Source organism: Clostridium sp. ZBS2 (genome assembly GCF_023845855.1).
In the GTDB taxonomy this organism is placed as follows: domain Bacteria; phylum Bacillota; class Clostridia; order Clostridiales; family Clostridiaceae; genus Clostridium; species Clostridium aquiflavi.
In genome coordinates this window covers 384712-411211 of sequence record NZ_JAMQIF010000010.1, presented here as the reverse complement: position 1 = coordinate 411211, position 26500 = coordinate 384712, and the positions used below count along the sequence as shown (strand labels likewise).

Sequence of the window (26500 nt, the reverse complement as noted above, 5' to 3'; positions counted from 1 at the left end):
TTTAGTATGTAAATGGGGGTGTATTTATGGAAAGAATAGTAACTCCAGCTGAAATGTTTGAAGATGGAAATTCTGAACTTAGCTTAAGACCTCAAAAAATAAATGAATATATAGGTCAAGATAAAGTAAAAGAAAGATTAAATATATTTATAAAGGCCGCTAGAAATAGAAAAGAAGCCCTTGACCATGTGCTTTTATATGGTCCACCTGGACTTGGAAAGACTACTTTAGCTAATATTATTGCCAAGGAAATGACTGGAGATTTAAAAATAACATCAGGTCCAGCAATAGAGAGGGCAGGAGATTTAGCAGCTATATTAACGACATTAAAAGATTATGATGTTTTATTTATTGATGAAATACATAGATTAAATAGAAGTGTTGAAGAAATTTTATATCCTGCTATGGAAGATTATGCATTAGACATTGTTATTGGTAAGGGTGCGGCTGCTAAATCTATAAGACTTGATTTACCAAAATTTACATTGATAGGTGCAACTACTAGAATCGGAATGCTAACATCTCCATTAAGAGATAGATTTGGTGTACTTTGTGCAATGGAATATTATGATGAAATTCAATTAAAGGAAATTGTAATAAGAAGTGCGGCTGTATTTGGATGTAAAATTACTGAAGAGGGAGCTTTAGAAATTGCAAGTAGATCTAGAGGAACTCCTAGAATAGCTAATAGATTATTAAAAAGAGTTAGAGATTACTCAGAAGTAAAATCTAATAAAGTAATTTCTTTAAAAGAAGCAAGAGATGCATTAGAATTACTAGAAGTAGATAATCAAGGGTTTGATAAGGTTGATAATAAAATATTAGAAGCAATTATAGATAACTTTAATGGTGGACCAGTTGGAATAGAAACTTTATCTTATTTTATAGGTGAAGAATTAGGTACGATTGAGGATGTTTATGAACCTTATTTACTTCAAAAAGGGTTTATAGTAAGAACTCCAAGAGGAAGAATTGCAAGTGATAAAGCTTATAAACATTTAGGAAGAGTTAATAATAAAAATAACAATTCAAATAAAGGACAAACAAGTTTTTTTAAATAGTTAGGAGACGCGATAACAATGAACGTAAAAGACTTCGATTTTTATTTACCAGAGGAATTGATAGCTCAACATCCTTTAGAAAAAAGAGATACTTCAAGACTTATGGTTTTGGATAAAGAAACAGGGGAAATATCTCATAAGAATTTTTATGACATTATAGATTATTTAAATGAAGGTGATACTTTAGTATTAAATAATACAAGAGTAATGCCAGCTAGATTAATTGGTGAAAAAGAAGGAACTGGTGGAAAAATAGAATTTTTACTATTAAAAAGAGTAGAAAAAGATAGATGGGAATGCTTAGCTAAGCCAGGAAAATCAGCAAGGGTAGGAAAAAGATTTACTTTTGGTGAAGGAAAATTAAAAGCTGAAGTAGTAGAAGTTAAAGAAGATGGAAATAGAATAGTAGAATTCTATTATGATGGTATATTTGAAGAAGTATTAGATTCTTTAGGAGAAATGCCATTACCACCTTATATTCACGAAAGATTAGAAGATAGAGAAAGATATCAAACAGTATATTCTAAAGAAAATGGATCAGCAGCAGCACCAACGGCAGGTCTTCATTTTACTGAAGAATTATTAGGGAAAATAAGAGATAAAGGTATTAATATTGCTTATGTAACTTTACATGTTGGTCTTGGAACATTTAGACCAGTTAAAGTAGAAACTATAGAAGATCATGAAATGCATTCAGAATATTATCATCTTTCAAAAGAAGATGCTGAAATAATAAATGCAACTAAAAAAAGAGGCAATAGGGTTATTTCAGTAGGTACAACATCTACTAGAACTTTAGAAACAATAGCAGATGAAAATGGTAATGTAAAAGAAACAAGTGGGTGGACTAATATCTTTATATATCCAGGATATAAATTTAAAGTAGTTGATAGGTTAATAACTAATTTCCACTTACCAGAATCTACATTAATAATGCTTGTTTCAACTTTAGCAGGAAAAGAACATGTAATGAATGCATATGAAGAAGCTGTAAAAGAAAGATATAGATTTTTCTCTTTTGGAGATGCTATGTTTATAAAATAATAATAATTTTTGAGTACATTGATGAGGTGACATAGTCAAGTGTCTCAATTATAAATAAAGAGCTAAAAAATAAATAGCTCTAATTAATTTTCCTAATACTATTAAGGAAGATTTCTAAAAATTATAATTAAGAGGTGACGCTTGTGAGTAAAAGATATACTTTATTAAAAAAGGATGGAAAAGCTAGAAGAGGAGAATTTGTAACTCCTCATGGGACTATACAAACCCCAGTATTTATGAATGTAGGTACATTAGCAGCTATAAAAGGTGCAGTATCAAGTATGGATTTAAAAGAAATTGGATGTCAAGTTGAATTATCTAATACATACCATCTACATTTAAGACCTACAGATAAGGTTGTTAATAAGTTGGGCGGATTACACAAATTTATGAATTGGGATAGACCAATACTTACTGATTCAGGTGGATTCCAAGTTTTTTCACTTTCAGCTATGAGAAAAATAAAAGAAGAAGGTGTTTACTTTAATTCTCATATAGATGGAAGAAAAATCTTCATGGGACCAGAAGAATCAATGCAAATTCAAAGTAATTTAGCATCTACTATTGCAATGGCTTTTGATGAATGTATACCAAATCCTTCAACAAGAGAATATGTTGAAAGATCAGTAGCAAGAACTACAAGATGGCTTGAAAGATGTAAAAATGAAATGGATAGATTAAATTCACTTCCAAATACAATAAATAATGAACAAATGTTATTTGGAATAAATCAAGGTGGAACATATGAAGACATAAGAATAGCACATGCTAAAGAAATTGTTAAAATGGATTTAGATGGGTATGCAATTGGAGGGCTTGCTGTTGGAGAGAGCCATGAAGATATGTATAGAATTATAGATGCTGTTGCACCATATCTTCCAGAAGATAAACCTATATATTTGATGGGAGTTGGAACACCAAGCAATATATTAGAGGCTATTGATAGAGGCGTTGATTTCTTTGATTGCGTACTTCCAGCAAGAAATGGTAGACATGGCAATGTGTATACTAACGAAGGTAAGCTTAATTTAATGAATGCAAAGCATGAATTAGATGCAAAGCCTATAGAAGAAGGATGTCAATGTCCAGCATGCAAGCATTATACAAGAGCATATATAAGACATCTATTTAAAGCAAAAGAAATGTTAGCTATGAGATTATGTGTATTACATAACTTATATTTCTATAACAACTTAATGCAAGAAGTAAGAGATGCCATTGATGGCGGATATTTCAAGGAATTTAAAAATAAGAAAATACAAGCATGGGAAGAAAGAAAATGATAGTTTAATTGACAATATATCTAAAAAAATGTAAACTATCTATCATGGAATAAATCACAAAAAATCAATAATACTATGTTTTATTGATAAATTTATGGAGGTAAAAGATGAATAATATAGGTGCAATACTTATGAATGTACTACCATTTTTGGTTGTTTTCGTTGTATTTTATTTCTTACTTATTTTACCAGAAAAGAAGAAGAAAAAACAATATGGTAATATGATAAGTGAATTGAAAGTTAAAGATGAAATTATGACAAGAGGTGGAATCATCGGCAAAATAGTAAATATTGATGATGAAAATATAGTTATTGAAACAAGTGCAGCAAAAACTAGAATAAAGCTTTCAAAAAGTGGAATATCATATAAGTTAAATAAATAAAATCAATCATAATGCCTCTTGATGCTTCATAAAATGAAGTATTAGGAGGTGTTGTTTTAAAATGCAAAATAACAATAATAATTATTTGAGATCTGTTTGCAAAGGCTCCATTGGAGCAGTAATATTAAGTTTTGTTGGTGCAGTTGTCTTATCTTTACTTATGAAGATAGTGGAATTTACACCAAGTATATTTAGTATGCTGTATGTAATAATATCCTTAATAAGTTTAGCTATTGGTTCTATAATTGGGGCTAAAGCTAATAAGTCTAAAGGATGGTTAGTAGGACTTGGAATAGGCATAATATACTATATGGCTTTATTTATAATTTCAAGTTACATAAGCGGAGCAATAACATTTAAAATTTTTGATTTAGCTAAATTTGCAATTTCTATGGGGATTGGATTCTTAGCAGGCATGCTAGGTATAAATTTATAAATATAAAAATCTTTATTAAGAATTTTTAATGTGATATAATCATTTTGGTTGGAAATATATTGAACAATCAATTTTAGAGAAAAGTATAAGTTTTGGTTTAATATGAGGATAAATGTATCTTCAATTTACTAGCCAAGACTTATATTTAAAATAGTAGTTTTACATAATAAAAAACTAAGTGAAGTTTAATTTATAAAACTATAATAGCTGTTTATTTAGCAGAGGGGGATTAAAATGAAGAAAAAAGGAAAAAGTTCAGCATTATTCGTGGTAATGGTTCTTGTAACACTTTTTTTAGCTTTTTCAGGATTTAAAGGATTTGTAGTAGGCGGATGGGAAATTAAATCTTTTAATGATGTTATAAAAAAAGGTCTCGACTTACAAGGTGGAGTTTCTGTGTTAATGGAAATTCAAGAAGATAAAGTTACAAAGGAACAATTAGACAGTACAAAAGAGCACATCTCTTTAAGAGTTAATAAGATGGGTGTAGCTGAAACTATTGTAACGACAGAAGGAGAAAGAAGAATAAGGGTTGATATTCCAGGTGCCTTTGATTCTCAAGAAATTGTAGAGAGTTTAAGTAAATCAGGAAACTTGGTTTTTAAAAGTCCAGAAGGTGAAGAAATTCTTACTGGTAAAGATGTTAAAAAAGCATCAGCAATTCTTAATCAACAAGATGGAAATCCAGTTGTATCATTAGAACTAAATGACGATGGTCAAAAAGCATTTGCTGAAGCAACAGGAAAATATGTAGGACAAAAAATTTCAGTTTATATGGATGATGAGCTTTTAACTAGTCCTACAGTACAAACTCAAATTACAGATGGTAGTGCAATAATAACAGGAAGCACTAGTTTAGAAGATGCTAAGAAATTAGCTGGAATAATAAATTCAGGAGCATTACCTGTTACTGTTAAAGCTGCTTCAGTACAAAATGTTGGAGCACAACTTGGAGCTACAGCGCTTCCAAATGCTTTAAAGGCAGGAGCAATAGGAATAGGGTTAGTATTCTTATTTATGATTTTATATTACAGAGTTCCAGGAATATTAGCTAGTATAGCGTTAACATTATATATCACTATTACATTATTAATATTCTCTGAAATTGGAGTAACTTTAACACTTCCAGGAATAGCAGCATTACTTCTTACAATAGGTATGGCAGTTGATGCAAATGTGCTTATTTTTGAAAGAATAAAAGAAGAATTGAAAAAAGGTATATCAATAAAGACATCAGTAAAAAAAGGATTTGAAAATGCCCTTTCTTCAATAGTAGATTCAAATGTAACAACAATTTTAGCAGGATTAATTTTATATTTCATTGGATCAGGAACTGTTAAAGGTTTTGCAGTTACTTTAATGATAGGTATAGTTGTAAGTTTATTCACATCATTATTTGTAACAAAATTACTTGTCAATTTATCAGTTGATATAGGATTGCTAAAAAAATTACCTCATTTTGGAGTTAAGAGGGAGGAAGAACATGTTTAAAATAATAGAAAAATCAAAGATATGGCTTTCAATTTCTCTAATTATAATTTTAGTTGGATGTGGATTTTTGTTTACTAAAGGATTAAACTTTGGAATAGATTTTAAGGGTGGTACTCAATTAACAATTCAATTAAAAGATGGTGTAGATAAGCAAGAGGTAGATAATACAATAAAAACTTACGCAGCAGATGCTGTCACAAATACAATAAATGATAATCAATATGAAGTAAAATCAGGAGATTTAGATAGTGAAAAAGTATCATCTATAATGACTGAATTAAAAGAAAAGTATGATTTAGCTGATGATGCACTACTTAATCAACAAGAAATAGGTGCTTCAATAGGTAAGGAATTAACAAAAAATTCATTGATAGCATTATTTGTTGCATGTATAGTTATGCTTATATATATAGCAATAAGATTTGAATTTAAGTTTGGTGTTGCAGCTTTAATAGCAACAATACATGATGTATTAATAACAGTAAGTGTATATGCTATTTTTGGAATACCAGTAAATACTTCTTTTATTGCAGCAATTCTTACTATAATAGGTTATTCTATGAATGATACAATAGTAATATTTGATAGAATAAGAGAAAATTCTAAGATTATGAGAAGAGCAAATTCAATAGAAATAGCTAATACAAGCTTAACAGAAACTATGACAAGATCTATAAATACAACCCTTACAACGTTATTTACAATAATTGCTGTGAATATATTTGTACCAACAGTTAGAGAATTTACTGTTCCACTTATTATAGGAATAGTTGCAGGTGCTTATTCTTCAATATTTGTAGCTTCTCCAGTATGGGTTTATCTTAAAAATAAACTTGGAAATGGCAAAATTAAAGCAAATAATAAGAAACTACAAAGAGTTTAAACATTTATATAAAATTAAATATGACTTTTAATTTAAGGCACATGAAAGAAAATAATAGACCAAAAATGGATCGTATATTTTGTGTCAGACAAGGAGGCAAGTTCAGTTAATAGTGTGAGCTGATCTATTAGCTGAATTTGCTAACGAGATATGACATAAAATAGACAATAATATCGGTATATTATTTTTGGGATGTGCCTAAACCTCCGTAGACAAAAATATGGAGGTTTATTAATTTTTTTATAAAATATTTGTAAAAATTCGTTTTATACATTATAATATAAATGTTTTCTAATTTTATGGAGGAGTAAGCAATGCGTAAGTTCTGGGAAAGTATTTATTGTCCAAATTATATTACTGGATATAACCCATTTATACTTAAAGGTATGAACAAAGCATTAGAGAGAGTAGTCTCTGCTGTGAATAATAGAAAGAAAATAATTGTTTATGGTACTTCGAATGTTGATGGTATTTGTGCCACTGCTTCTCTAATACTTGTATTAAAGTATTTAAACGCAGATGTTGAATATCTGATATATGATGAAGAAAATGGTGGAGATAAACTTAATTCTAAAGACATAAAGAATAATGTGGATTTTTTGGGTGCTGAACTGTTAATAACTTTAGGCTTAGGGTTAAAATCGCAAGAAGAAATAAATTTATGTAAAAAATTAGGTATAAATTTAATTGTTCTTGAAAATAAAGAGAGTAAGTTTATAGATGAATACATATACATTAATCCAAATCAAAAAGGCTGTCAATATAGGTATAAGGATTTATCTATAAGTGCTTTAACGTTTAAGTTAATGCAATCAATAGCTATATATTATAATATGAAAAGTATTAATAAATATTTGGATTTAATTCTTATGGGAGTAAAATTTACAGATACTCCAATAAAAGGGGAAAATGAGGTATTTATTAAAGAGGGAAACAAGTTTCTATTTAATACAAATAATAATGGGTTGAGATCGGTAATAGAGTTTAATAGCATAATGGAGTTTGATTGTCATGCAATGGATAGCATGATAGAATTTATTACGCCTACAATAGGACCTGTTGGAATTATGGACAATGCAAGAATAGTACTAGAATTGTTAACTACTGATGACAAAGATAGGGCAGATCAGATTGTTAAATATCTGTATAGTTCAAAGAAAAATGAGCTTTTAAAATAAAAGTTATTGAATCTAAAATAACATTTTTGGAGGAGTAAACATGGATTTAAAAGAAAAAATAAGAATAATTGACGGATTTCCTAAAGAAGGAATAAGCTTTAAAGATATAACTACATTAATAGGAGACGGTGAGGGACTAAAAGCTTCAATTGATATGTTTGTAGAATATTTAAAAGATAAAGATATTGATTTAATTGTTGGACCAGAAGCAAGAGGATTTATATTTGGTGTTCCAGTTGCATATGCATTAGGTGCAGGATTTGTTCCGGTTAGAAAGCCAGGTAAATTACCAGGAGAAACTATCTCTGTTAAGTATGATTTGGAATATGGTAGTGATTCACTTCAAATTCATAAGGATTCTATTAAAAAAGGTCAAAGAGTTGCTATTGTAGATGATTTATTAGCAACTGGCGGAACTGTAGAAGGTGTTGCTAAATTAGTTGAACAAGCTGGTGGAGAAGTAATTTCACTTGCATTTTTAATAGAATTAATAGATCTTAAAGGAAGAGATAAATTAGGTGAGTATGATGTAATATCATTAACTCAATATGACATTTAAATTTATTGAAAATACTGATAAAATAATATATAATTAGAAGAAAAGGCTGGTTACATAACCAGCCTTTGAATTTACAGAAATTTAGCAAAAGGAGAGAGCTATCCTTATGATTGATAAATTATTGAAAAAGATTCATACCAATTGTCATAATGTTGATGTAGAAATGATAAAAAAAGCATATTTCTTTGCAGAAGATGCACATAAGGAGCAAAAAAGGGAATCGGGAGAGCCATATATAATTCATCCAATAGATGTAGCAGAAATTCTTGCAGAACTTGGAATGGATACAAGTACAATTGCAGCTGGCTTACTTCATGATGTTATTGAGGATACAACATGTTCTTATGAGAGTATGAAAACTATTTTTAATGAAGAAATAGCAAATTTAGTTAATGGAGTAACTAAGCTTGGAAAAATACAATATAAAACAAAAGAAGAGCAGCAAGCTGATAATGTTAGAAAAATGTTACTTGCTATGGCTAAGGATATACGTGTAATAATTATAAAATTAGCAGATAGACTTCATAATATGAGAACACTTAAATTCATGCCAAAAGGAAAACAAAAATTAAAAGCAAAGGAAACATTAGATATTTATGCTCCTTTAGCTCATAGACTTGGTATGTCTAAAATAAAATGGGAACTTGAAGATCTCTCTTTTAGATATTTACATGAAGATGAATATTATCAATTAGTAGAGCAAATAGCAGAAAAAAGGGTAGAAAGAGAAACATACATAAACGAAGTGGTTTGCTATTTAAAAGAGAAATTAGATGAATCTGGAATAGACTCGGATATTGAAGGTAGACCAAAACATTTTTATAGCATCTATAAAAAAATGATAAATAAAAATAAGAGTATAGAACAAATTTTTGATCTAACAGCTATTAGAATATTGGTGAATTCAGTTAAAGATTGTTATGGAGTTTTGGGAATAGTTCATACAATATATAAGCCAATACCAGGTAGATTTAAAGATTATATAGCTATGCCAAAGCCTAATATGTATCAATCACTACATACAACAGTAATTGGAAATCAAGGGAAGACCTTTGAAATTCAAATAAGAACTTTTGAAATGCATAAAACAGCAGAATACGGAATTGCAGCCCATTGGAAATATAAAGAGGGCGACAAAAATGAAGAAGATAAAGTAAAAGATTTTGAGAAAAAGTTAGTATGGCTTAGAGATATGTTAGAATGGCAAAAAGAAACATCGGATGCAGAAGAATTTATAGAGGGTTTTAAAATAGATTTATTTTCTGATGAAGTTTTTGTTTTTACTCCAAAAGGTGTTGTAATAAATCTATGTGCAAAAGCAACTCCAATAGATTTTGCTTATAGAATACATACTGATATTGGACATAAATGTGTAGGAGCTAAGGTAAATGGAAGAATAGTTCCACTTGATTATACATTAAAAACTGGTGAAATAGTTGAGATACTTACATCATCTAATTCAAAAGGACCTAATATGGATTGGTTAAACATTGCTAAAAGTAATCAATCAAAAAGTAAAATAAAACAGTGGTTTAAAAAAGCTAAAAAAGAAGAAAATATATTAAAAGGTAAAGAACTTCTTGAAAAAGAACTAAAAAAACAAGGGGTTAATTTTATAGATATAGCTAAAGGTGAAAGCTATGATAGATTAATTAAAAGATATAACATTCATTTTATTGAGGATTTACATGTATTAATAGGCGTTGGAGGAATTTCTCCATCTTCTTTTGTTTCAAGACTGAAGGAAGAAAATGAACCACATAAAGATAAAGATAATCAAGATGTATTGAGTAAAACAATAGAAGAGCATATATTAAAAACTGAGAGAAAAAGATCAGTTGATAATTATGGTATTACGGTAAAAGGTGAAAGTAATCTTATGGTTAGATTTGCTAAGTGCTGTAATCCGGTTCCGGGAGATGAGATACTTGGATATATAACTAAAGGTAGAGGTGTCTCAGTTCATAGAACTGATTGTAGTAATTTAAAAAATCTAATTCAAACAGATGCAGATAAAGTTGTAGATGTAGCTTGGGGAATAGCTAAAGGTACTGCATATTTTGCGGAAATTCAAGTTAAGTCAGATGATAAAATGGGTATTTTAACTGATATAATGAGTGTTATAACTGATTTAAAATTAAATTTAAGTGCATTAAATGCAAATCCAGCAAAAGATGGGGTGGCATTTATAAATATAAAGATAAAAATTACTTCTATTGATGAATTGAAAAATCTTATGAAAAAAATAAAAGGTATAAAAGGTATACTAGATGTATATAGAATGAATAGTTAAGGAAGGGTAATATGAGAGCAGTAGTACAGAGGGTAACATCATCAAATGTTAAAGTTGATGGCAATATAGTAGGTTCAATAGGAAAAGGACTCAATGTATTGATAGGAATATCTAAAAGTGATACATTAGAGGATTTGAAATACATAAGAGATAAGGTTATTAATTTAAGAATTTTTGAAGATGAGAAAGAAAAAATGAATTTATCTTTATTAGATGTAAAAGGCGAGTTATTAATTATTTCTCAATTTACATTGTATGGAGATTGTAGAAAAGGCAGAAGACCTAACTTTATGGAAGCTAAAGGTGGAGAAGAGGCCAAAGAGCTTTATGAAGAATTTCTTAGTCTTTTAAAAGAATCAAATCTAAAAGTTGAAACGGGAGAATTTGGAGCAGATATGAAAGTTGAAATCAATAATGATGGCCCTGTAACAATAATTTTAGATAGTAGTAAAAACTTTTAAAATAAATTTTTATTTTAGGTGGTGTGTATATTGATTATAAAAACAATTCCAGCAGGAATGTATGAAGCAAATTGTTACTTAGTAATAGATGAGAACACAAAAGAATGTGGGATAATTGATCCAGGCGGAGATGCTGAAAGACTAAAAAGTATAATTGATTCTTTAAAGGTAGATGTAAAGTATATTTTATTAACACATGGACATATGGATCATGTAGGTGGAGTAGTTGAATTAAGTGAAGCTTTTAAAGTTCCATTTTATATAAATAAAATAGATGAAGAGTATATGGAAAAAGATAACTTTGTTTTTGGCACATTACCAAAGGCATCTGGGTACTTGCAAGAAGGTGATACAATAAAATTAGGTGATAAAGAATTTAAAGTTATTGAAACACCAGGCCATACAAAAGGTGGACTTTGTTTTTTCATTGAGGATAAATTATTTACTGGAGATACACTTTTCCAAGGCTCAATTGGAAGAACTGATTTTGCAGGTGGCAATTTTGAGGAAATTATAAAGAGTATAAAAGAAAAACTATTAATACTTGGAGATGATATAGAAGTCTATCCAGGACATGGACCAGTGTCTACAATAGGATATGAAAAAAGGAAAAATAGTTTTTTAATATACTAGGGAGAAGATATGGAAATTAAAATTAATTTAAATAACTTAAAGTATAGATATGATGTATACCAATTATTCAATATATATTTTCCTTTAAGTGAGATTAAGTTTTTAGATGACGAATACAATTATTCTTTTTATATTGATGATAAAATCATGAGATTTTCCCATGAGGAATATGTGAAAGAAGAATCTTTAGGAGATAATATAAAACAATCTCTTAGAAGGTTCGTTTTTTCTTGCTTAAAGGAAATAACAAAAGATGAATATCCATGGGGAATTTTAATAGGAATTAGACCATCTAAAATAGCATTAAAGCTAATACAAGAAGGCAAAAATGAAGAAGAAATCATGGATATATTTAAAAATGATTATTTAGCATATGAAGATAAAGCGAAAATATGTTTAGAAGTTGCTAAATCAGAAGAGAAGTTTGTAAATAAGAAACAAGATAAAATTTCTATTTATATAGGCATGGCTTTTTGTCCAACTAAATGTTTATATTGTTCATTTACATCTAATTCTATAGTTGGAAATAAAAAAATGGTTGAACCTTATTTAGAGGCTTTAATTAAAGAAATTAAAGGTATTAGTTCATATGTAAAAGAAAAGAATTTAGAAATAGAAACGGTTTATTTTGGTGGCGGAACACCAACTTCAGTAGATGATGAACAATTCAAATCTGTTATGACTGAAATATATAATGGATTTGTTAAAGAAAAAAACATTAAAGAATTTACTGTTGAATGTGGAAGGCCAGATACTATAACTTTAGATAAGTTGCAAACAATGAAAGAGTATGATGTTACTAGAATAAGTATAAATCCACAAACTATGAATGATGAGACATTAAAATTAATAGGTAGAAATCATACTGTAGATGATATAAAAGAAAAGTTTAAGATGGCAAGAGAACTTGGATTTGATGATATTAACATGGATATAATAATAGGATTACCAGGTGAAGGTCATGAAGAATTAATAAAAACTAGGGATGAATTAATAAAATTAAATCCTGATAGTATTACCGTTCATGGGCTTTGTTTAAAAAGAGGTTCTAGAATGTATGAAAACTTTATCTTGAAAAAGGGACTTGACATTCCGAAACAAGAAGAGATAATAAAAATGTATGAAGAAAGTAGGAATTTAGCAAAACATCTAGATATTTCACCATATTATATGTACAGACAAAAAAATATGATTGGAAATATGGAGAATGTAGGATATGCTAAAAAGGGCAAAGAATGTGTCTACAATATAGAAATGATTGAAGAAAAGCAAACAGTAATTGCTTTAGGAGCAGATGCTGTTAGTAAAATAATATTTCTAGATGAAGATAGAATTGAAAGATTTGCTAATCTAAAAGACATTAGAGAATATGTTAATAGAGTAGATGAAATGATTGATAAGAAGATAAAATTATTAAATACACTATATTAGATGAATTAATAATTTTATGTTTAAATAAGGAGGATGAATTATGGCAATGGAAATGCAAGCACCGAAAGGTACTAAAGACATGTTACCACAAGATGCTTATAAGTGGCATTATGTAGAAAATACATTTAGAGATATAGTAAAGGCTTATGGAATAAGAGAAATTAGGACACCTATGTTTGAGCATACAGAACTATTTTTAAGAGGGGTTGGAGATACTACTGATATAGTTCAAAAGGAAATGTATACTTTTAATGATAAAGGAAATAGAAGTGTAACTTTAAAGCCAGAAGGAACTGCACCAGCAGTTAGAGCTTTTATTGAAAATAGATTATTTAACGAAGCTCAACCTACAAAATTATTTTATATAACACCAACTTTCAGATATGAAAATGTTCAAAAGGGAAGACTTAGACAATTTCATCAATGTGGAATTGAAATATTTGGATCTAAAGAACCTACAATGGATGTTGAAGCAATAAAGGTCGCTATGGATACTTTAAGTAAATTAGGCTTAAAGAGCTTAAGTTTACATATTAATAATTTAGGATGTCCAACTTGTAGAGCTAAATATAATGAAGCATTAAAAAAATTCTTAGAAGAAAATTATGAAAATCTTTGCGACACATGTAAAAGTAGATTTGAAAAAAATCCTATGAGAATTTTAGATTGTAAGGAAAGAAAATGTCATGAAATTACAAAGAATGCTCCACAAATTTTAGATTATGTATGTGAAGAATGTGAAACACATTTTAATAAAGTAAAAGAGCATTTAGATATTTTAGGAATTTCTTATGTAGTAGATCAAGGCATAGTAAGAGGTCTAGATTATTATACAAAGACAATTTTTGAAATAATAAATGATGATTTCACAGTATGTGGTGGTGGAAGATATGATAAACTTGTAGAAGAACTTGGTGGTCCTGAAATGCCAGCAGTAGGTTTTGCTATAGGTGAAGAAAGAATAATAATGACTCTTGAAAATGAAGGTATTGAGATCCCTAATGAAAATATGGTAGATTTATATATTGGAGCAAGAGGAGATGCAGAAAAAAAATATGCATTCAAGTTAGCTCATGATTTAAGAAGTTTAGGCGTTAAATGTGAAATTAATCATATGGGAAGAAGTATAAAAGCAGAAATGAAATATGCTAATAAAATTGGATCTAAATTCACTACTATATTAGGTGAAGATGAATTACAAAATAATCAAATTAATTTAAAGAGAATGGAAGATGGAGAAATATTTACTCTTTCATTAGATAATATAGAAGAAATACAAAAAATAGTTAAATAATTGCTATGTTTTGAAACTCTGATTATATTATAAGTGTCAATTAAGCATAAAATTACTTGATATTTATAATATATTCAGTTGCTTAGAATGTAGCCTAAATATAATATTTAATTAGATTCATAACAAATATATGCACAAAAATAAATATGTGCAAAAAGATTATATACAATATATAAATTATATTTAATGTATTGTATATTGGAAAAGTGTTAGGAGGAAATGAAAATGGGTGAAGCTTTAAATGGCTTAAAGCGTACGATGATGTGCGGCGAACCTAGAGAAGAACATGTAGGTCAAAAGATTACATTAATGGGATGGGTTCAAAGAAATAGAAAACTTGGAGGTCTTGATTTTATTGATTTAAGAGATAAAACAGGTATCATGCAAGTTGTTTTTGGTGAAGAAATAAATGTTGAAGCTTTTGAAAAGGCAAAAGGCGTTAGACCAGAATACTGCATTGCAGTAACTGGAGAAGTTGTAAAAAGAGAAAGTGTTAATGAAAACATGCCTACTGGTTTTGTTGAATTGAAATGTGAATCATTAAAGATTCTTTCTGAATCAGAAACACCACCAATATATATAAAAGAAAACTTAGATGCAGCTGAAAATATTAGATTAAAATATAGATATTTAGATTTAAGAAGACCAGATATGCATAGAATTTTTGAAATTAGAAGTAAAACTACGAAGTCTATTCGTGATTACTTAGAAAAAAATGATTTCTTAGATGTAGAAACTCCAATGCTTACAAAGAGTACTCCAGAAGGAGCTAGAGATTACTTAGTACCTTCAAGAAACTATCCAGGTATGTTTTATGCTCTTCCACAATCACCACAAATATTTAAACAATTATTAATGGTGTCTGGATTCGATAAATATTATCAAATAGTTAAATGTTTTAGAGATGAAGATTTAAGAGCTAATAGGCAACCAGAATTTACTCAAGTAGATATGGAATTAAGCTTTGTAGAACAAGATGATATAATGGCATTAAATGAAGGCTTAATAGCTCACGTATTTAAAGAAGTAGCTGGAGTAGATGTTAAACTTCCAATTAAGAGAATGACATTTAAAGATGCTATGGAAAAATACGGCTCAGATAAACCAGATTTAAGATTTGGTATGGAAATAACTAATATAACAGAAGACGTTAAAGATATGGATTTTGTTGTATTTAAATCTGCCATAGAAGCTGGTGGAAGTGTTAGAGCATTATGCCTAAAGGGTGGAGCTACACTAGGTAGAAAACCACTTGATAAGCTTGGAGAATTTGTTAAGACTTATAAAGCTAAGGGCCTTGCTTGGATCCAACTTAAAGAAGATGGTGTTAAATCTTCAATAGCTAAATTCCTAACTGACGATGTTACAAATTCAATTATAGAAACTATGGGAGCAGAAACTGGAGATGCTATTTTAATAGTAGCAGATAAAGAATCTGTAGTATTCCAAAGCTTAGGAGCTTTAAGATTAGAGCTTGCTAAACAATTTGAGTTAATAAAAGATAAAAATGAATTTAACTTCACATGGATTACTGAATTCCCACTATTTGAATATAGTGAAGAAGAGGAAAGATATACAGCTTGCCATCATCCATTTACAGCACCAATGGAAGAAGATTTAGAATTCCTTGAATCAGATCCTGGTAAAGTAAGATCTAAGGCATATGACTTAGTATTAAATGGTGAAGAATTAGGTGGAGGTTCTATAAGAATTCATGAGATGGAACTTCAACAAAGAATGTTTAAAGCATTAGGATTTACTGAAGAACAAGCATGGGAAAGATTTGGATTCTTATTACAAGCATTTAAATTTGGTCCACCACCACATGGCGGTTTAGCATTTGGTCTTGATAGAATGATAATGTTCTTAGCTGGAACAGAAAACATCAAAGATGTTATTGCATTCCCTAAAAATCAAAATGCATATTGTTACTTAAGTGAAGCTCCAAATATAGCTGATGAAAAACAATTAACTGAGCTTGGAATTGGAATACTTCCAAAACAAGAAAAACAAGAACAAGAATAATAAAATTTAAAATAATAAAAAACAAAAGTCTATCATAATAAAAATAATTATTATGATAGGCTTTTTTATTGCAAATATAATTCAAAAACTTTGTTTATTAAGCTAGTATTAAGGAAAAAATAATAATATATAGAGATTAATAAAGCGAGGGATATAGAATATGTCATTTAATTCAATACACTTTTTAGTGTTTTTTCCTATAGTAACTATGTTATATTTTCTTATTCCATTTAAGATAAGATGGATATGGTTATTATTTTCTAGTTATTATTTTTACATGTGTTGGAATCCTAAATATGCAATTTTAATAGGATTATCAACTATAGTTACATATTTAAGTGGAATATTAATTGAAAGAACAAATAATACAGTAAAAGATGTAAAAAAAGCTAAAGATATAAAAAAGTTGTGGATTATATTAAGTTTTGTTATTAACCTAGGAATACTATTTTTATTTAAATATTATAATTTTTTTACAAACATTATAGTTAGATTAGGAACAACTATTGATTTTATAATTAAATTTCCGAATTTTGATGTACTCTTACCTGTTGGAATATCTTTTTATACTTTTCAAGCTTTAAGTTATACAGTAGATGTATATAGAGGGGATATTAAAGCAGAAAAAAATCTAGGTAAATATGCGTTGTTTGTATCGTTTTTTCCACAGTTAGTGGCAGGTCCTATAGAGAAATCTAAAAAATTACTTCCACAGTTTAACGAAGTGTATGAATTTGATTACTACAGAGTAAAAAATGGTCTTATAAAAATGCTATGGGGATTTTTTAAGAAAATATTTATTGCAGATAGATTGGCTATTTTAGTTAATACGGTTTATAATGCACCAAATGAGTATTTCGGATTTCAATTTATAATTGCAACTTTATTTTTTACTTTTGAAATATACTGTGATTTTTCATCTTATTCTGATATAGCAATAGGATCAGCGCAAGTAATGGGATTTGAACTTTCAGAAAATTTTAAGCAACCATATTTAGCAAAATCTATAAAAGACTTTTGGAGAAGGTGGCATATAACTTTAAGTTCATGGTTTAGAGATTATTTATATATACCATTAGGTGGGAATAGAAAAGGTAAATTTAGAACATATTTAAATATTATGAGTGTGTTTTTAGCAAGCGGATTATGGCATGGAGCATCACTGAATTTTGTAATATGGGGTACACTACATGGTATTTATCAAGTTATAGGTGACATAATTAAGCCTATAAAAAATAAAATAATACATAAATATAATATAAGAACAGATATATTCAGCTTTAAATTATCACAAATATTAATAACCTTTATACTGGTTAATTTTGCATGGATATTTTTTAGAGCTAATTCTTTTAGTGATATAAAGATAATATTAAATAACTTATTTGTATATAATCCTTGGGTATTAAGTGATCAAAGTTTATATAATTTAGGATTAAGTTCATATGAGTTTATTATGGCTATTATAGGAATAGTTATAGTAATATTTATGGATAATTTACAAGAAAAAGAGAATTTAATAGAAATTTTTTCTACGCAAAATTTTGTTTTTAGAGGGGCTATGTACATTTCTGTAATTATAATAATTTGCATATTCGGGGTTTATGGTTCAGGTTATAGTGCACAGCAATTTATATATTTTCAATTTTAGGAGGTTAATATGATTAAAAAGTTTTTAATAAAAGGATTTACACTGATTTTTATAATTGCTTTTATATTAAATATATTATCTCCAATATTTAAATATCCAGGGCATTTAGAAAAATTAACTGAAGGATTGTATAATAAAGAGAAACAGTATGAGGTATTATTACTTGGATCTAGTCATATGAATGGATCTATAGATCCTAAAGTTTTATATAATGAATGTGGTATAACTAGTTTTAATTATGCAACTGGAGGGCAACCCATAGACGTTACTTATTATTTATTAAAAGAAGCATTAAAGACACAAAAAAATGTTGATATAGTAATACTAGACTTATATTATTTAGGATTAGAAAATGAATATGGAGAAGAATCATATATTAGAAATGTTTTAGATAATATGAAATTTTCTTATAACAAGTTAGAAGCGATTTTTAATTGTACACCATCTAAAGACTATATATCATATATATTTCCTATTTTTAAGTATCACAATAGATGGGGAGAATTAACAGAGTACGATTATACAAAGTATAATATATCAGGCAACTCTGATATAAATGGGTTTGAGGCAGGAAGTGAAAAGTATGGATACGGTATAGAAGGTATACAAGAAAATGATATAATAGGAGAAATACCAGCTAAATCTAAAGAATATTTATATAAATTCATTGAACTATCAAAAGAAAAAGAATTTGAGCTTATATTTACAAATGCTCCTTATGATTATTCAAGCAATGATTTTGAAGGCTGGTACAAAGATGATGCTGCTATGTTTAATAAAGTATCTATTATAAGTAGAGAAAATAATATACCATTTATAAATTATTCTTTGTCAAAAAAAATGAGTGAAATTAATTTTGATTTTAAAGAAGATATGAATAACATAGGTCATACCAATATATGGGGAGCTGATAAAGTGAGTTTAGATTTAGCAAAATTTTTAAAAGAAAATTATAAATTATAAGAGTATAGATAATAAATAGAGATATTAGAAAGATTTTTAAATTGCTAATATCCCTATTAAAGTATATTGATTAATTTATCAATGCTTTTGAGAGTTATTCAACCAAGAACTCCAAGTTGTATCAAAGTTTCCATTAGTATCTTTACAATAATTGAAGAATTTATTTAAAAAATTAACTCGGTCATTTGATGAAAATTCAGATATTTCTTTTTCATTAAAACTAGCTAAAGCCAATTGTCTTTTTACAATTTCATCAGAAGTAGCATTTTTATAATTTTTCATCATATCGTACATAATCATAAAAGTGGTTGTTCTACCAAATCCTGCTTTGCAATGAAAATGTATCCAATTATCTTTTGAACATTCCTTTACAATATTTATAAAACAGTCGATTATCTCATTTGTAGGTAGCTTTGTATCTGTTACTGGAACTCTTGAATAATTCAAAGAATGAGCTTTTGTAATTTGTTTTTCAGATAAAACTTCTTTTGGAATTACGCTTATTTCTGGATGATTATAAAAGTTAAATGGAGTATTTAATTTTATACTTTTTAAATCTTTCTTTTCTTTAAATGTAACTGCTGCTTTGCTAAGACCTAAGTTAGAATCATTCTTCTCATTTGCAAAACTAATGGGGTATTCATTTAGAAATCCGTGAGATTCTTGTCTTAAATCAATAATTAATATAGGAAGTTTACTTTCTATAGATTTTGTTAAAATATCTAAATTATCTTTAGAAAATTGTTGACTTCCGGATGTATTTAAAGTTTCTAATCCCTTTAAATTTAAAGAAGATTTGTTTTGTATATTTGTTAGATTAGAAGTAGTTCTAAAATTATTGGGAATTTTATCTTTTTTTAAACTATCAACTATAAGATTTACATCACTTTTATTATTTGGTTCATTAAATGCTAAAGCTATATTAAAGTTTAAAAAGAATGAAGAAAAAATAGTAATTAATAATAGCAGTGGAATATATAATTTAAGTTTTGCTTTTTTGTACATTAAAAATCACCTCATTGTGTTAATTAAATTTATTACATATGCTTAATATGTCTAATAAAAACAATTTATATTCAAAAGATTAGTAATTGTAGTTAAACATACAAATGTGAATTTAAGATTAAAATACAATTTTATGGTATAATACTTGAATAAATTATTAAAAATGTAAGGGGAGAAGGGATATGTTTGGGACTATAGTAGATTCCATATCTATAATATGTGGATGTTTAATAGGATTACTTCTAAAAGGAAAATTAACTGAAAAAATTAGTTCTACAATAATGAGTGGGTTGGCTTTATGTGCACTTTATATCGGAATATCAGGAGCTTTAAAAGGTGAAGATACTTTACAAATAATTCTTTGTATTGCTATAGGCTCACTTATAGGAGAAATTATTGACATTGACAAAAGATTGAATTATTTGGGAGAAATTATGGCAAATAGATTAAATTATAAAAATGTAGATGAAAAAGAAACTAAAAATGAAGTTTCTATTGCAGAAGGATTTGTTGCAGCAAGTTTATTATTTTGTGTTGGCGCTATGGCTATAGTAGGATCTTTGGAAAGTGGTTTGAGAGGTGATCATACAATTTTATTTGCTAAATCAGTATTAGATGGAGTATCATCAATTATTTTTAGTTCATCATTAGGTATAGGTGTAATGTTATCTTCAGTAGTAGTTTTTATTTATCAGGGAATAATAACTGTATTAGCAAATAGTCTTTCTGCAATATTAAATGATGTGATTATATCCAATATGTCCTCTGTTGGGAGTATTTTAATTATTGGATTAGCATTAAATATACTTGGGGTAAGCAAAATTAAAGTTGCAAACATGATCCCAGCTATATTTATACCAATAATATTTGGAATTTTTTGAGATTACATATTATTATTATTATTAAGTAATAATAATTTTCATTAGGTAACTTAATTGTAAATATTTAGAGTTACTTAGATACTTAGCTTTGTTTTAAGTGAATATTGATATATAATATCAATGATATTTTAAACATAGCAAAATACTAAGGAGGATTAGATTTAATGAATGAAAATACTAATAAGAAAATAACGACTATAGATGTAAGTGAAATAGATGAATTATTAGGAAAGATAGAATTGATAGACATAAGAGAGCCTTTTGAATATAGAGTAGGAAGTCTTAAGACGTCTAAAAACATACCAATGCATGATTTATTGGATAATGCAGATAATTACTTAGATAAAAACAAGGAATATTATTTGATATGTAGATCGGGAGCAAGAACAGCTAGCGTGTGTATTGATCTAAGAGAAAAAGGATTTGATGTTATAAATGTTTATGGTGGAATGATATCTTATGATGGAGATCAATTAAATGATTAGCTATTAAATAATAAGTTATCTCAATTTTTAATATTGAGGTAACTTATTTTGTTTATTACTTGAAAAATATTTACAATAGGATTATAATCTAATTAAGCAAATACTTAATTAGATTATATAAGAGGTCTTTATGAATAGTTTTATAAATTTATTTAAAGCAATAGCTGATGAAACAAGAGTAAATATATTAATATTACTATCTAAAAAAAATATGTGCGCAAAAGGGATTGCAAAGCACTTAAGAATAAGTGAAGCAGCTGTCTCTCAACATATAAAGATATTGAAAGAATCGCAACTTATAATAGGATATAAAATAGGATATTATATTATTTATGATTTAAATGAAGAGAGAATAAATGATGCTATTAAGTTTTTAAATTTAATAACTAATAGCGATAATATATCATTAAGCTTAAATTCTAAAGATAAGAATTATAAAGTAGGATCTCTTATGTGTTTATCAAATTGCAAAAACAAAAAATGTTCTAAAAAAGAATTAATTAAGGAGGAATTGACAATGAAAGTATGTTTTCCAGTAAAATCAAATGAAGGTGTAAATAGTATTCCATATAATCACTTTGGAACAGCACCATTATTTATAATATGTGATACTGAAACTAATGAAGTTAAATCATTAAACAATGGTGATTTAGGTCATGAACATGGGAAATGCCAACCAATAAAAGCATTATCAGGTGAAATTGTAGATGCAGTAATAGTAGGTGGAATAGGAAGTGGTGCTATTACAAAACTTAATTCTATGGGAATTAAAGTTTTTAAAGCAATAGAAGGAAATGTTAACAAAAACTTAGAAGCATATAAAAAAGGTGAATTAACAGAATTCCCATCTAATCATACATGTAGCCATGATGGATGTGGTCATTAATAATATGAAAAACTGATTTGTTTCAGTACAATATTGACATGTGCACAAGAAAAGCTGGGCAGAGTCTAAACGACAAGGGTTTATTTGTTTATTTACAGATTAACTCATAACAAAAGGAGTATTGATAAATAGGATTATCAATACTCTTTTTGTCTGTTATAATTTATTAACTTCATATAAAGTGCTAAATTATATTTATGCAAATTAAGTAAGTTGAATATTAAACCGTATGCTTTTCCTAATAATATAAAAATAAAAATCATATGGTAAAAGTTACACAGAAACATTATAATATAATGAAAGAGAATAGTATTATTAGCAATTATATGCAATAAGGGGGAATAAAAATGAAAAAAGTTAGAATAGCACTACTAGGATTGGGGAATGTTGGTCGTGGTGTTTGTATGATTTTAAATTCTAATAAAGAAGAAATAATGAAACGTTCAGGTTATGAAGTTGAAATTGCTAAGATTCTTGTAAGAGATAAAAGCAAAGCAAGAGGAGTAGAAGTTTCAGAAGAACTTATAACTACAAGTTTTGATGAAATATTAAATGATAATTCTATCAAAATAGTTATTGAAATTATGGGAGGAATAGATCCAGCTAAGGAATATATGATAAAGTGCATGAATGCAGGTAAACATATTGTAACAGCAAATAAAATGTTAATTGCAACACATGGAGATGAACTTTTTGAAAAAGCTGATAGCAATAATGTTATGTTTAAATATGAAGCAAGTGTTGCAGGTGGAATTCCAATAATAAATGGAATAGATGAAAGTTTGACTGCAAATAAAATAAAAGAATTATATGGAATTATAAATGGTACTACAAATTATATTTTAACTAAAATGGAATGTGATGGATTAGAATTTGACGAAGCTTTAAAAGAAGCACAAGAAAAAGGTTATGCAGAAGCAGATCCTACATCTGATATAGATGGTTATGATGCTCAATATAAATTAGCAATACTTTCATCATTGGCATTTGGAACAAAGGTTGACGTAGATAATGTTTATAGAGAAGGAATAACTAATATAAATCCTATAGATATGGAATATGCAAAAGAATTTAAAATGGTTATTAAATTGCTTGCAATTGTAAAAGAAGTTAAGGGAAAACTTGAATTAAGAGTTCATCCAACTATGATACCTAAAAAACATCCACTAGCTAATGTATATGATTCATTTAATGCTGTGTTTGTAAAGGGAAATGCAGTTGGTGATTTAATGTTTTATGGTAGAGGAGCAGGAGATTTACCAACAGGTAGTGCTGTAGTTAGTGATGTTATTTCTATGCTTAGAAGTAATGTTGATTTAGAAAATTATAATTCAGTAGTAAAAAATAATTTATGGGATAGAGAAATATCAGATATAAAAGATGTTGAAAGTAAGTTTTATATTAGAGCAACTGTATTAGATGAATCAGGAGTCTTAGGTGAAATAACTGCTATTTTAGGAAAACATAATGTTAGTTTAAGATCAGTTATTCAAAAAGGTGAGGAAAATGAAGAGGGTCAAGTAACAATAGTTTTAGTTACACATAAGACAACTCAAGCTCAAATATATAGCTCTTGCAATGAAATATCTAATTTAAGTTCTGTAAATAAAATAGACAATATAATAAGAATAGAAGATTTTAAAGAGTAGATTAAAAAATAGATTTATGATATGCTCTCTTTATAGTAGACAGTTAAAATAATAAAACTGTTTTCTTTATAAAGGGAGTAGTTTATTATATGACTGGTTTTTTATTTTAAAATAAAGGTCATGTTTTAAGAACATATAAATAAAAGAATGATAAAAATAATACTTATTATAAATTTTAAAGCTGAATTTCCTTAAAAAATAATTTATTAATTAACAATTTATTAATAAAGGAGAGTAAATAAGCATAAGAATAGATATATAACGAGTCATATCAAGAAAGTTAAAAAAATAACAATGTTGACAAGATTATACAAGTGTGTAATAATAAAAACATCAAAAGAAAACGTTTGTATAGAGGGTGCACAATGAATAATATTAAAGAATTATTAGAAGAAAATCCAATAATAGCAGCAGTAAAAGATATGAAACAATTAGACGTAGCATTAGAATCCTCAGCTGAAATAATTTTTGTACTATTTGGAGACGTAATGAACATTAAAGAAATTAGTGAATTAATAGTTTCCAAAGGTAAAGTAGGTGTGATTCACATTGATTTAGTAGAAGGCTTTACGAATAAAGAAGTTGTTATAAAATTCTTAAAACAAGAAACTAAATTTAAAGGAATTATTAGTACAAAACCTCAAGTAGTAAAGATAGCAAAAAATTATGGGTTAGTAGCAATACAAAGAGTATTTATATTTGATACGTTATCATTAAAAAATGCAGAAAATCATTTAGTAGTAGATTGCGATGCATTAGAAGTGTTACCAGGAGTTATTCCAAAAGTTATAGAAATTATATCAAAAAAATCAAATAAACCGGTTGTTGCAGGCGGTCTGATTGAAACTAAAGAGGATGTTATGTTAGCGCTAAGTTCAGGTGCAACATGTGTCTCAACAACTAAAAATAAAATATGGAATATGTAGGCTTTAGATTTAGTTAGTATAGTCTTATAAAGCAAAAAAGTTTTATTTGGCTTTATTTATAAAATTTATTTATTTATGATGAGAGGATTGGTGAATTAAATGGGTAAATATGTTGTAGCGTTAGATCAAGGAACTACAAGTTCAAGAGCTATTATTTTCGACAAGGAACAAAATATTGTAGGTGTAAGCCAAAAAGAGTTTACACAAATATATCCACATGAAGGTTGGGTAGAACATAATCCGCTAGAAATATGGTCAAGCCAATATGGAGTACTTCAAGAAGTATTAGCAAAAACTAACATTACGGCTGATGAAATAGCAGCTATAGGTATAACAAATCAAAGAGAAACTACAATTGTATGGGATAAAAATACTGGGGAACCAGTTTACAATGCTATAGTATGGCAATGTAGAAGAACTGCTGGTATAGTAGATGAATTAAAGAAAGACGAAGAATTTGCTGAATATGTAAAAGCAAATACAGGATTATTATTAGATGCTTACTTCTCAGGAACTAAAATTAAATGGATTTTAGATAATGTTGAAGGCGCAAGAGAAAAAGCTGAAAAAGGCGATTTATTATTTGGTACAGTTGATACATGGTTAGTTTGGAAGTTAACAAATGGTAAGGTTCATGTAACCGACTACACTAATGCTTCTAGAACTATGCTATACAATATAAAAGAATTAAGATGGGATGAAAAAATCATCAATAAACTAGGAATACCAACTTCTATGTTACCAGAAGTTAAGAATTCTTCAGAAGTTTATGGTCATACTAATCTTGGCGGCGTTGGTGGCGTTAGAGTTCCAATATCTGGTATGGCTGGAGATCAACAATGTGCATTATTTGGACAAACTTGTTTCGAAAAAGGTAGTGCTAAAAACACTTACGGAACTGGTTGTTTCTTACTTATGAATACAGGCGAAGATATGGTTCTTAGCAAAAATGGTCTTGTAACTACAATTGCTGTTGGTATAAATGATAAAGTTGAATATGCGTTAGAAGGATCAGTATTCGTTGGTGGAGCTGTAATTCAATGGATAAGAGATGAACTTCAATTCATCCATGATGCAGCAGATTCAGAATATTTTGCTAAAAAAGTAGAAGATAATGGTGGAGTTTATGTAGTACCAGCATTCGTTGGACTAGGAGCACCATATTGGGATATGTATGCTAGAGGAGCTATCTTTGGATTAACTAGAGGAGCTAATAGAAATCATATAATTAGAGCAGCATTAGAATCAATAGCTTATCAAACTAATGATTTATTAACTGCTATGGCAGAAGATGCTGGATGTAAATTAGCATCACTTAGAGTTGATGGAGGAGCTAGTAGAAATGATTTATTAATGCAATTCCAAGCTGATATTTCAAATACTCAAGTTCTTAGACCAATCATCACTGAAACTACAGCTTTAGGAGCTGCTTACTTAGCAGGTCTTGCAGTTGGATTCTGGGAATCTAAAGAAGAAATTGCAACTAAATGGGCTGTTAGTAAGAGCTATGGACCAACTTTTGAAAGTGCTAAGAGAGAAAAGCTAAACAAAGGATGGAAAAATGCAGTTTCAAGAGTTAAAGGTTGGGCAGAATAGTAG

At 28.1% G+C, this 26500-nt stretch carries 24 protein-coding genes; 23 read left to right on the top strand and 1 reads right to left on the bottom strand.

Features of this window, described 5'->3' with window-relative positions:
* Positions 1–26 precede the first annotated feature (26 nt).
* The 17 genes from ruvB to NG918_RS08150 all read left to right on the top strand — a co-directional run bounded on the left by ruvB (position 27) and on the right by NG918_RS08150 (position 19069).
* Positions 27–1061 (top strand): Holliday junction branch migration DNA helicase RuvB, encoded by a 1035-nt coding sequence (gene ruvB, locus NG918_RS08230; RefSeq protein ID WP_252212499.1) that lies wholly within the window; start codon positions 27–29, stop codon positions 1059–1061.
* Positions 1062–1079: 18 nt separating this feature from the next.
* On the top strand, positions 1080–2105 hold the full coding sequence (queA, locus tag NG918_RS08225; protein ID WP_252212498.1) for a tRNA preQ1(34) S-adenosylmethionine ribosyltransferase-isomerase QueA: 1026 nt from the start codon (positions 1080–1082) through the stop codon (positions 2103–2105).
* Between the two features lie 143 nt (positions 2106–2248).
* Complete coding sequence (gene tgt, locus NG918_RS08220) at positions 2249–3388, top strand: tRNA guanosine(34) transglycosylase Tgt (protein WP_252212497.1); 1140 nt, start codon at positions 2249–2251, stop codon at positions 3386–3388.
* Between the two features lie 107 nt (positions 3389–3495).
* Positions 3496–3771, top strand: a complete 276-nt coding sequence (yajC, locus tag NG918_RS08215; RefSeq protein ID WP_252212496.1) for a preprotein translocase subunit YajC — start codon at positions 3496–3498, stop codon at positions 3769–3771.
* A 61-nt stretch (positions 3772–3832) separates the two neighbouring features.
* On the top strand, positions 3833–4207 hold the full coding sequence (locus NG918_RS08210) for a TIGR04086 family membrane protein (RefSeq protein WP_252212495.1): 375 nt from the start codon (positions 3833–3835) through the stop codon (positions 4205–4207).
* 234 nt (positions 4208–4441) lie between these two features.
* A complete protein-coding gene (gene secD, locus NG918_RS08205) occupies positions 4442–5698 on the top strand; it encodes a protein translocase subunit SecD (RefSeq protein ID WP_252212494.1) in 1257 nt (418 codons plus the stop codon).
* Entirely contained in the window at positions 5691–6581 is an 891-nt protein-coding gene (secF, locus tag NG918_RS08200; protein ID WP_252225566.1) for a protein translocase subunit SecF, read from the top strand. The genes secD and secF overlap by 8 nt, the downstream gene beginning before the upstream one ends.
* A gap of 314 nt (positions 6582–6895) precedes the next feature.
* Positions 6896–7759: a DHH family phosphoesterase gene (locus NG918_RS08195; protein ID WP_252212492.1), complete on the top strand. Its 864-nt coding sequence runs from the start codon at positions 6896–6898 to the stop codon at positions 7757–7759.
* Positions 7760–7799: 40 nt separating this feature from the next.
* Positions 7800–8318 carry an adenine phosphoribosyltransferase gene (locus tag NG918_RS08190; RefSeq protein WP_252212491.1) on the top strand — a complete coding sequence of 173 codons (519 nt, stop codon included), beginning with the start codon at positions 7800–7802 and terminating at the stop codon, positions 8316–8318.
* 106 nt (positions 8319–8424) lie between these two features.
* Positions 8425–10611: a RelA/SpoT family protein gene (locus tag NG918_RS08185; RefSeq protein WP_252212490.1), complete on the top strand. Its 2187-nt coding sequence runs from the start codon at positions 8425–8427 to the stop codon at positions 10609–10611.
* Positions 10612–10622: 11 nt separating this feature from the next.
* Positions 10623–11072 (top strand): D-aminoacyl-tRNA deacylase, encoded by a 450-nt coding sequence (gene dtd, locus NG918_RS08180; protein WP_252212489.1) that lies wholly within the window; start codon positions 10623–10625, stop codon positions 11070–11072.
* Positions 11073–11102: 30 nt separating this feature from the next.
* On the top strand, positions 11103–11705 hold the full coding sequence (locus tag NG918_RS08175; RefSeq protein WP_252212488.1) for an MBL fold metallo-hydrolase: 603 nt from the start codon (positions 11103–11105) through the stop codon (positions 11703–11705).
* A gap of 9 nt (positions 11706–11714) precedes the next feature.
* Positions 11715–13136 (top strand): coproporphyrinogen III oxidase, encoded by a 1422-nt coding sequence (locus tag NG918_RS08170; RefSeq protein WP_252225565.1) that lies wholly within the window; start codon positions 11715–11717, stop codon positions 13134–13136.
* Positions 13137–13176: 40 nt separating this feature from the next.
* Positions 13177–14430: a histidine--tRNA ligase gene (gene hisS, locus NG918_RS08165; protein ID WP_252212486.1), complete on the top strand. Its 1254-nt coding sequence runs from the start codon at positions 13177–13179 to the stop codon at positions 14428–14430.
* Positions 14431–14655: 225 nt separating this feature from the next.
* Positions 14656–16455 (top strand): aspartate--tRNA ligase, encoded by a 1800-nt coding sequence (aspS, locus tag NG918_RS08160; RefSeq protein ID WP_252212485.1) that lies wholly within the window; start codon positions 14656–14658, stop codon positions 16453–16455.
* 160 nt (positions 16456–16615) lie between these two features.
* Positions 16616–18106, top strand: a complete 1491-nt coding sequence (locus NG918_RS08155) for an MBOAT family O-acyltransferase (RefSeq protein WP_252225564.1) — start codon at positions 16616–16618, stop codon at positions 18104–18106.
* A gap of 9 nt (positions 18107–18115) precedes the next feature.
* Positions 18116–19069: a hypothetical protein gene (locus NG918_RS08150; protein WP_252225563.1), complete on the top strand. Its 954-nt coding sequence runs from the start codon at positions 18116–18118 to the stop codon at positions 19067–19069.
* A gap of 78 nt (positions 19070–19147) precedes the next feature.
* Here NG918_RS08150 and NG918_RS08145 read toward each other — a convergent pair whose 3' ends face one another.
* Positions 19148–20074, bottom strand: a complete 927-nt coding sequence (locus tag NG918_RS08145) for a phosphatase domain-containing putative toxin (RefSeq protein WP_252212482.1) — start codon at positions 20072–20074, stop codon at positions 19148–19150.
* Positions 20075–20256: 182 nt separating this feature from the next.
* Here NG918_RS08145 and NG918_RS08140 point away from each other — a divergent pair, with 182 nt between their 5' ends.
* The 6 genes from NG918_RS08140 to glpK all read left to right on the top strand — a co-directional run bounded on the left by NG918_RS08140 (position 20257) and on the right by glpK (position 26497).
* Positions 20257–20955, top strand: a complete 699-nt coding sequence (locus NG918_RS08140) for a DUF554 domain-containing protein (protein ID WP_252212481.1) — start codon at positions 20257–20259, stop codon at positions 20953–20955.
* Positions 20956–21119: 164 nt separating this feature from the next.
* Positions 21120–21440, top strand: a complete 321-nt coding sequence (locus tag NG918_RS08135; protein ID WP_252212480.1) for a rhodanese-like domain-containing protein — start codon at positions 21120–21122, stop codon at positions 21438–21440.
* A 130-nt stretch (positions 21441–21570) separates the two neighbouring features.
* Positions 21571–22326 carry a metalloregulator ArsR/SmtB family transcription factor gene (locus NG918_RS17085; RefSeq protein ID WP_309556219.1) on the top strand — a complete coding sequence of 252 codons (756 nt, stop codon included), beginning with the start codon at positions 21571–21573 and terminating at the stop codon, positions 22324–22326.
* A 347-nt stretch (positions 22327–22673) separates the two neighbouring features.
* A complete protein-coding gene (locus tag NG918_RS08120) occupies positions 22674–23975 on the top strand; it encodes a homoserine dehydrogenase (protein ID WP_252225562.1) in 1302 nt (433 codons plus the stop codon).
* 365 nt (positions 23976–24340) lie between these two features.
* On the top strand, positions 24341–24901 hold the full coding sequence (locus NG918_RS08115) for a glycerol-3-phosphate responsive antiterminator (protein ID WP_252212478.1): 561 nt from the start codon (positions 24341–24343) through the stop codon (positions 24899–24901).
* Positions 24902–25000: 99 nt separating this feature from the next.
* On the top strand, positions 25001–26497 hold the full coding sequence (gene glpK / locus NG918_RS08110; RefSeq protein ID WP_252212477.1) for a glycerol kinase GlpK: 1497 nt from the start codon (positions 25001–25003) through the stop codon (positions 26495–26497).
* The last annotated feature ends 3 nt before the right edge of the window (positions 26498–26500 follow it).

What these genes read in the sequence shown, in the direction of transcription:
- ruvB (WP_252212499.1), top strand. Translation starts at nt 27, where the DNA reads ATGGAAAGAATAGTAACTCCAGCTGAAATGTTTGAAGATGGAAATTCT.
- queA (WP_252212498.1), top strand. Translation starts at nt 1,080, where the DNA reads ATGAACGTAAAAGACTTCGATTTTTATTTACCAGAGGAATTGATAGCT.
- yajC (WP_252212496.1), top strand. Translation starts at nt 3,496, where the DNA reads ATGAATAATATAGGTGCAATACTTATGAATGTACTACCATTTTTGGTT.
- NG918_RS08210 (WP_252212495.1), top strand. Translation starts at nt 3,833, where the DNA reads ATGCAAAATAACAATAATAATTATTTGAGATCTGTTTGCAAAGGCTCC.
- secD (WP_252212494.1), top strand. Translation starts at nt 4,442, where the DNA reads ATGAAGAAAAAAGGAAAAAGTTCAGCATTATTCGTGGTAATGGTTCTT.
- secF (WP_252225566.1), top strand. Translation starts at nt 5,691, where the DNA reads ATGTTTAAAATAATAGAAAAATCAAAGATATGGCTTTCAATTTCTCTA.
- NG918_RS08195 (WP_252212492.1), top strand. Translation starts at nt 6,896, where the DNA reads ATGCGTAAGTTCTGGGAAAGTATTTATTGTCCAAATTATATTACTGGA.
- NG918_RS08190 (WP_252212491.1), top strand. Translation starts at nt 7,800, where the DNA reads ATGGATTTAAAAGAAAAAATAAGAATAATTGACGGATTTCCTAAAGAA.
- NG918_RS08185 (WP_252212490.1), top strand. Translation starts at nt 8,425, where the DNA reads ATGATTGATAAATTATTGAAAAAGATTCATACCAATTGTCATAATGTT.
- dtd (WP_252212489.1), top strand. Translation starts at nt 10,623, where the DNA reads ATGAGAGCAGTAGTACAGAGGGTAACATCATCAAATGTTAAAGTTGAT.
- NG918_RS08170 (WP_252225565.1), top strand. Translation starts at nt 11,715, where the DNA reads ATGGAAATTAAAATTAATTTAAATAACTTAAAGTATAGATATGATGTA.
- hisS (WP_252212486.1), top strand. Translation starts at nt 13,177, where the DNA reads ATGGCAATGGAAATGCAAGCACCGAAAGGTACTAAAGACATGTTACCA.
- aspS (WP_252212485.1), top strand. Translation starts at nt 14,656, where the DNA reads ATGGGTGAAGCTTTAAATGGCTTAAAGCGTACGATGATGTGCGGCGAA.
- NG918_RS08155 (WP_252225564.1), top strand. Translation starts at nt 16,616, where the DNA reads ATGTCATTTAATTCAATACACTTTTTAGTGTTTTTTCCTATAGTAACT.
- NG918_RS08150 (WP_252225563.1), top strand. Translation starts at nt 18,116, where the DNA reads ATGATTAAAAAGTTTTTAATAAAAGGATTTACACTGATTTTTATAATT.
- NG918_RS08145 (WP_252212482.1), bottom strand. Translation starts at nt 20,074, where the DNA reads ATGTACAAAAAAGCAAAACTTAAATTATATATTCCACTGCTATTATTA.
- NG918_RS08140 (WP_252212481.1), top strand. Translation starts at nt 20,257, where the DNA reads ATGTTTGGGACTATAGTAGATTCCATATCTATAATATGTGGATGTTTA.
- NG918_RS08135 (WP_252212480.1), top strand. Translation starts at nt 21,120, where the DNA reads ATGAATGAAAATACTAATAAGAAAATAACGACTATAGATGTAAGTGAA.
- NG918_RS17085 (WP_309556219.1), top strand. Translation starts at nt 21,571, where the DNA reads ATGAATAGTTTTATAAATTTATTTAAAGCAATAGCTGATGAAACAAGA.
- NG918_RS08120 (WP_252225562.1), top strand. Translation starts at nt 22,674, where the DNA reads ATGAAAAAAGTTAGAATAGCACTACTAGGATTGGGGAATGTTGGTCGT.
- NG918_RS08115 (WP_252212478.1), top strand. Translation starts at nt 24,341, where the DNA reads ATGAATAATATTAAAGAATTATTAGAAGAAAATCCAATAATAGCAGCA.
- glpK (WP_252212477.1), top strand. Translation starts at nt 25,001, where the DNA reads ATGGGTAAATATGTTGTAGCGTTAGATCAAGGAACTACAAGTTCAAGA.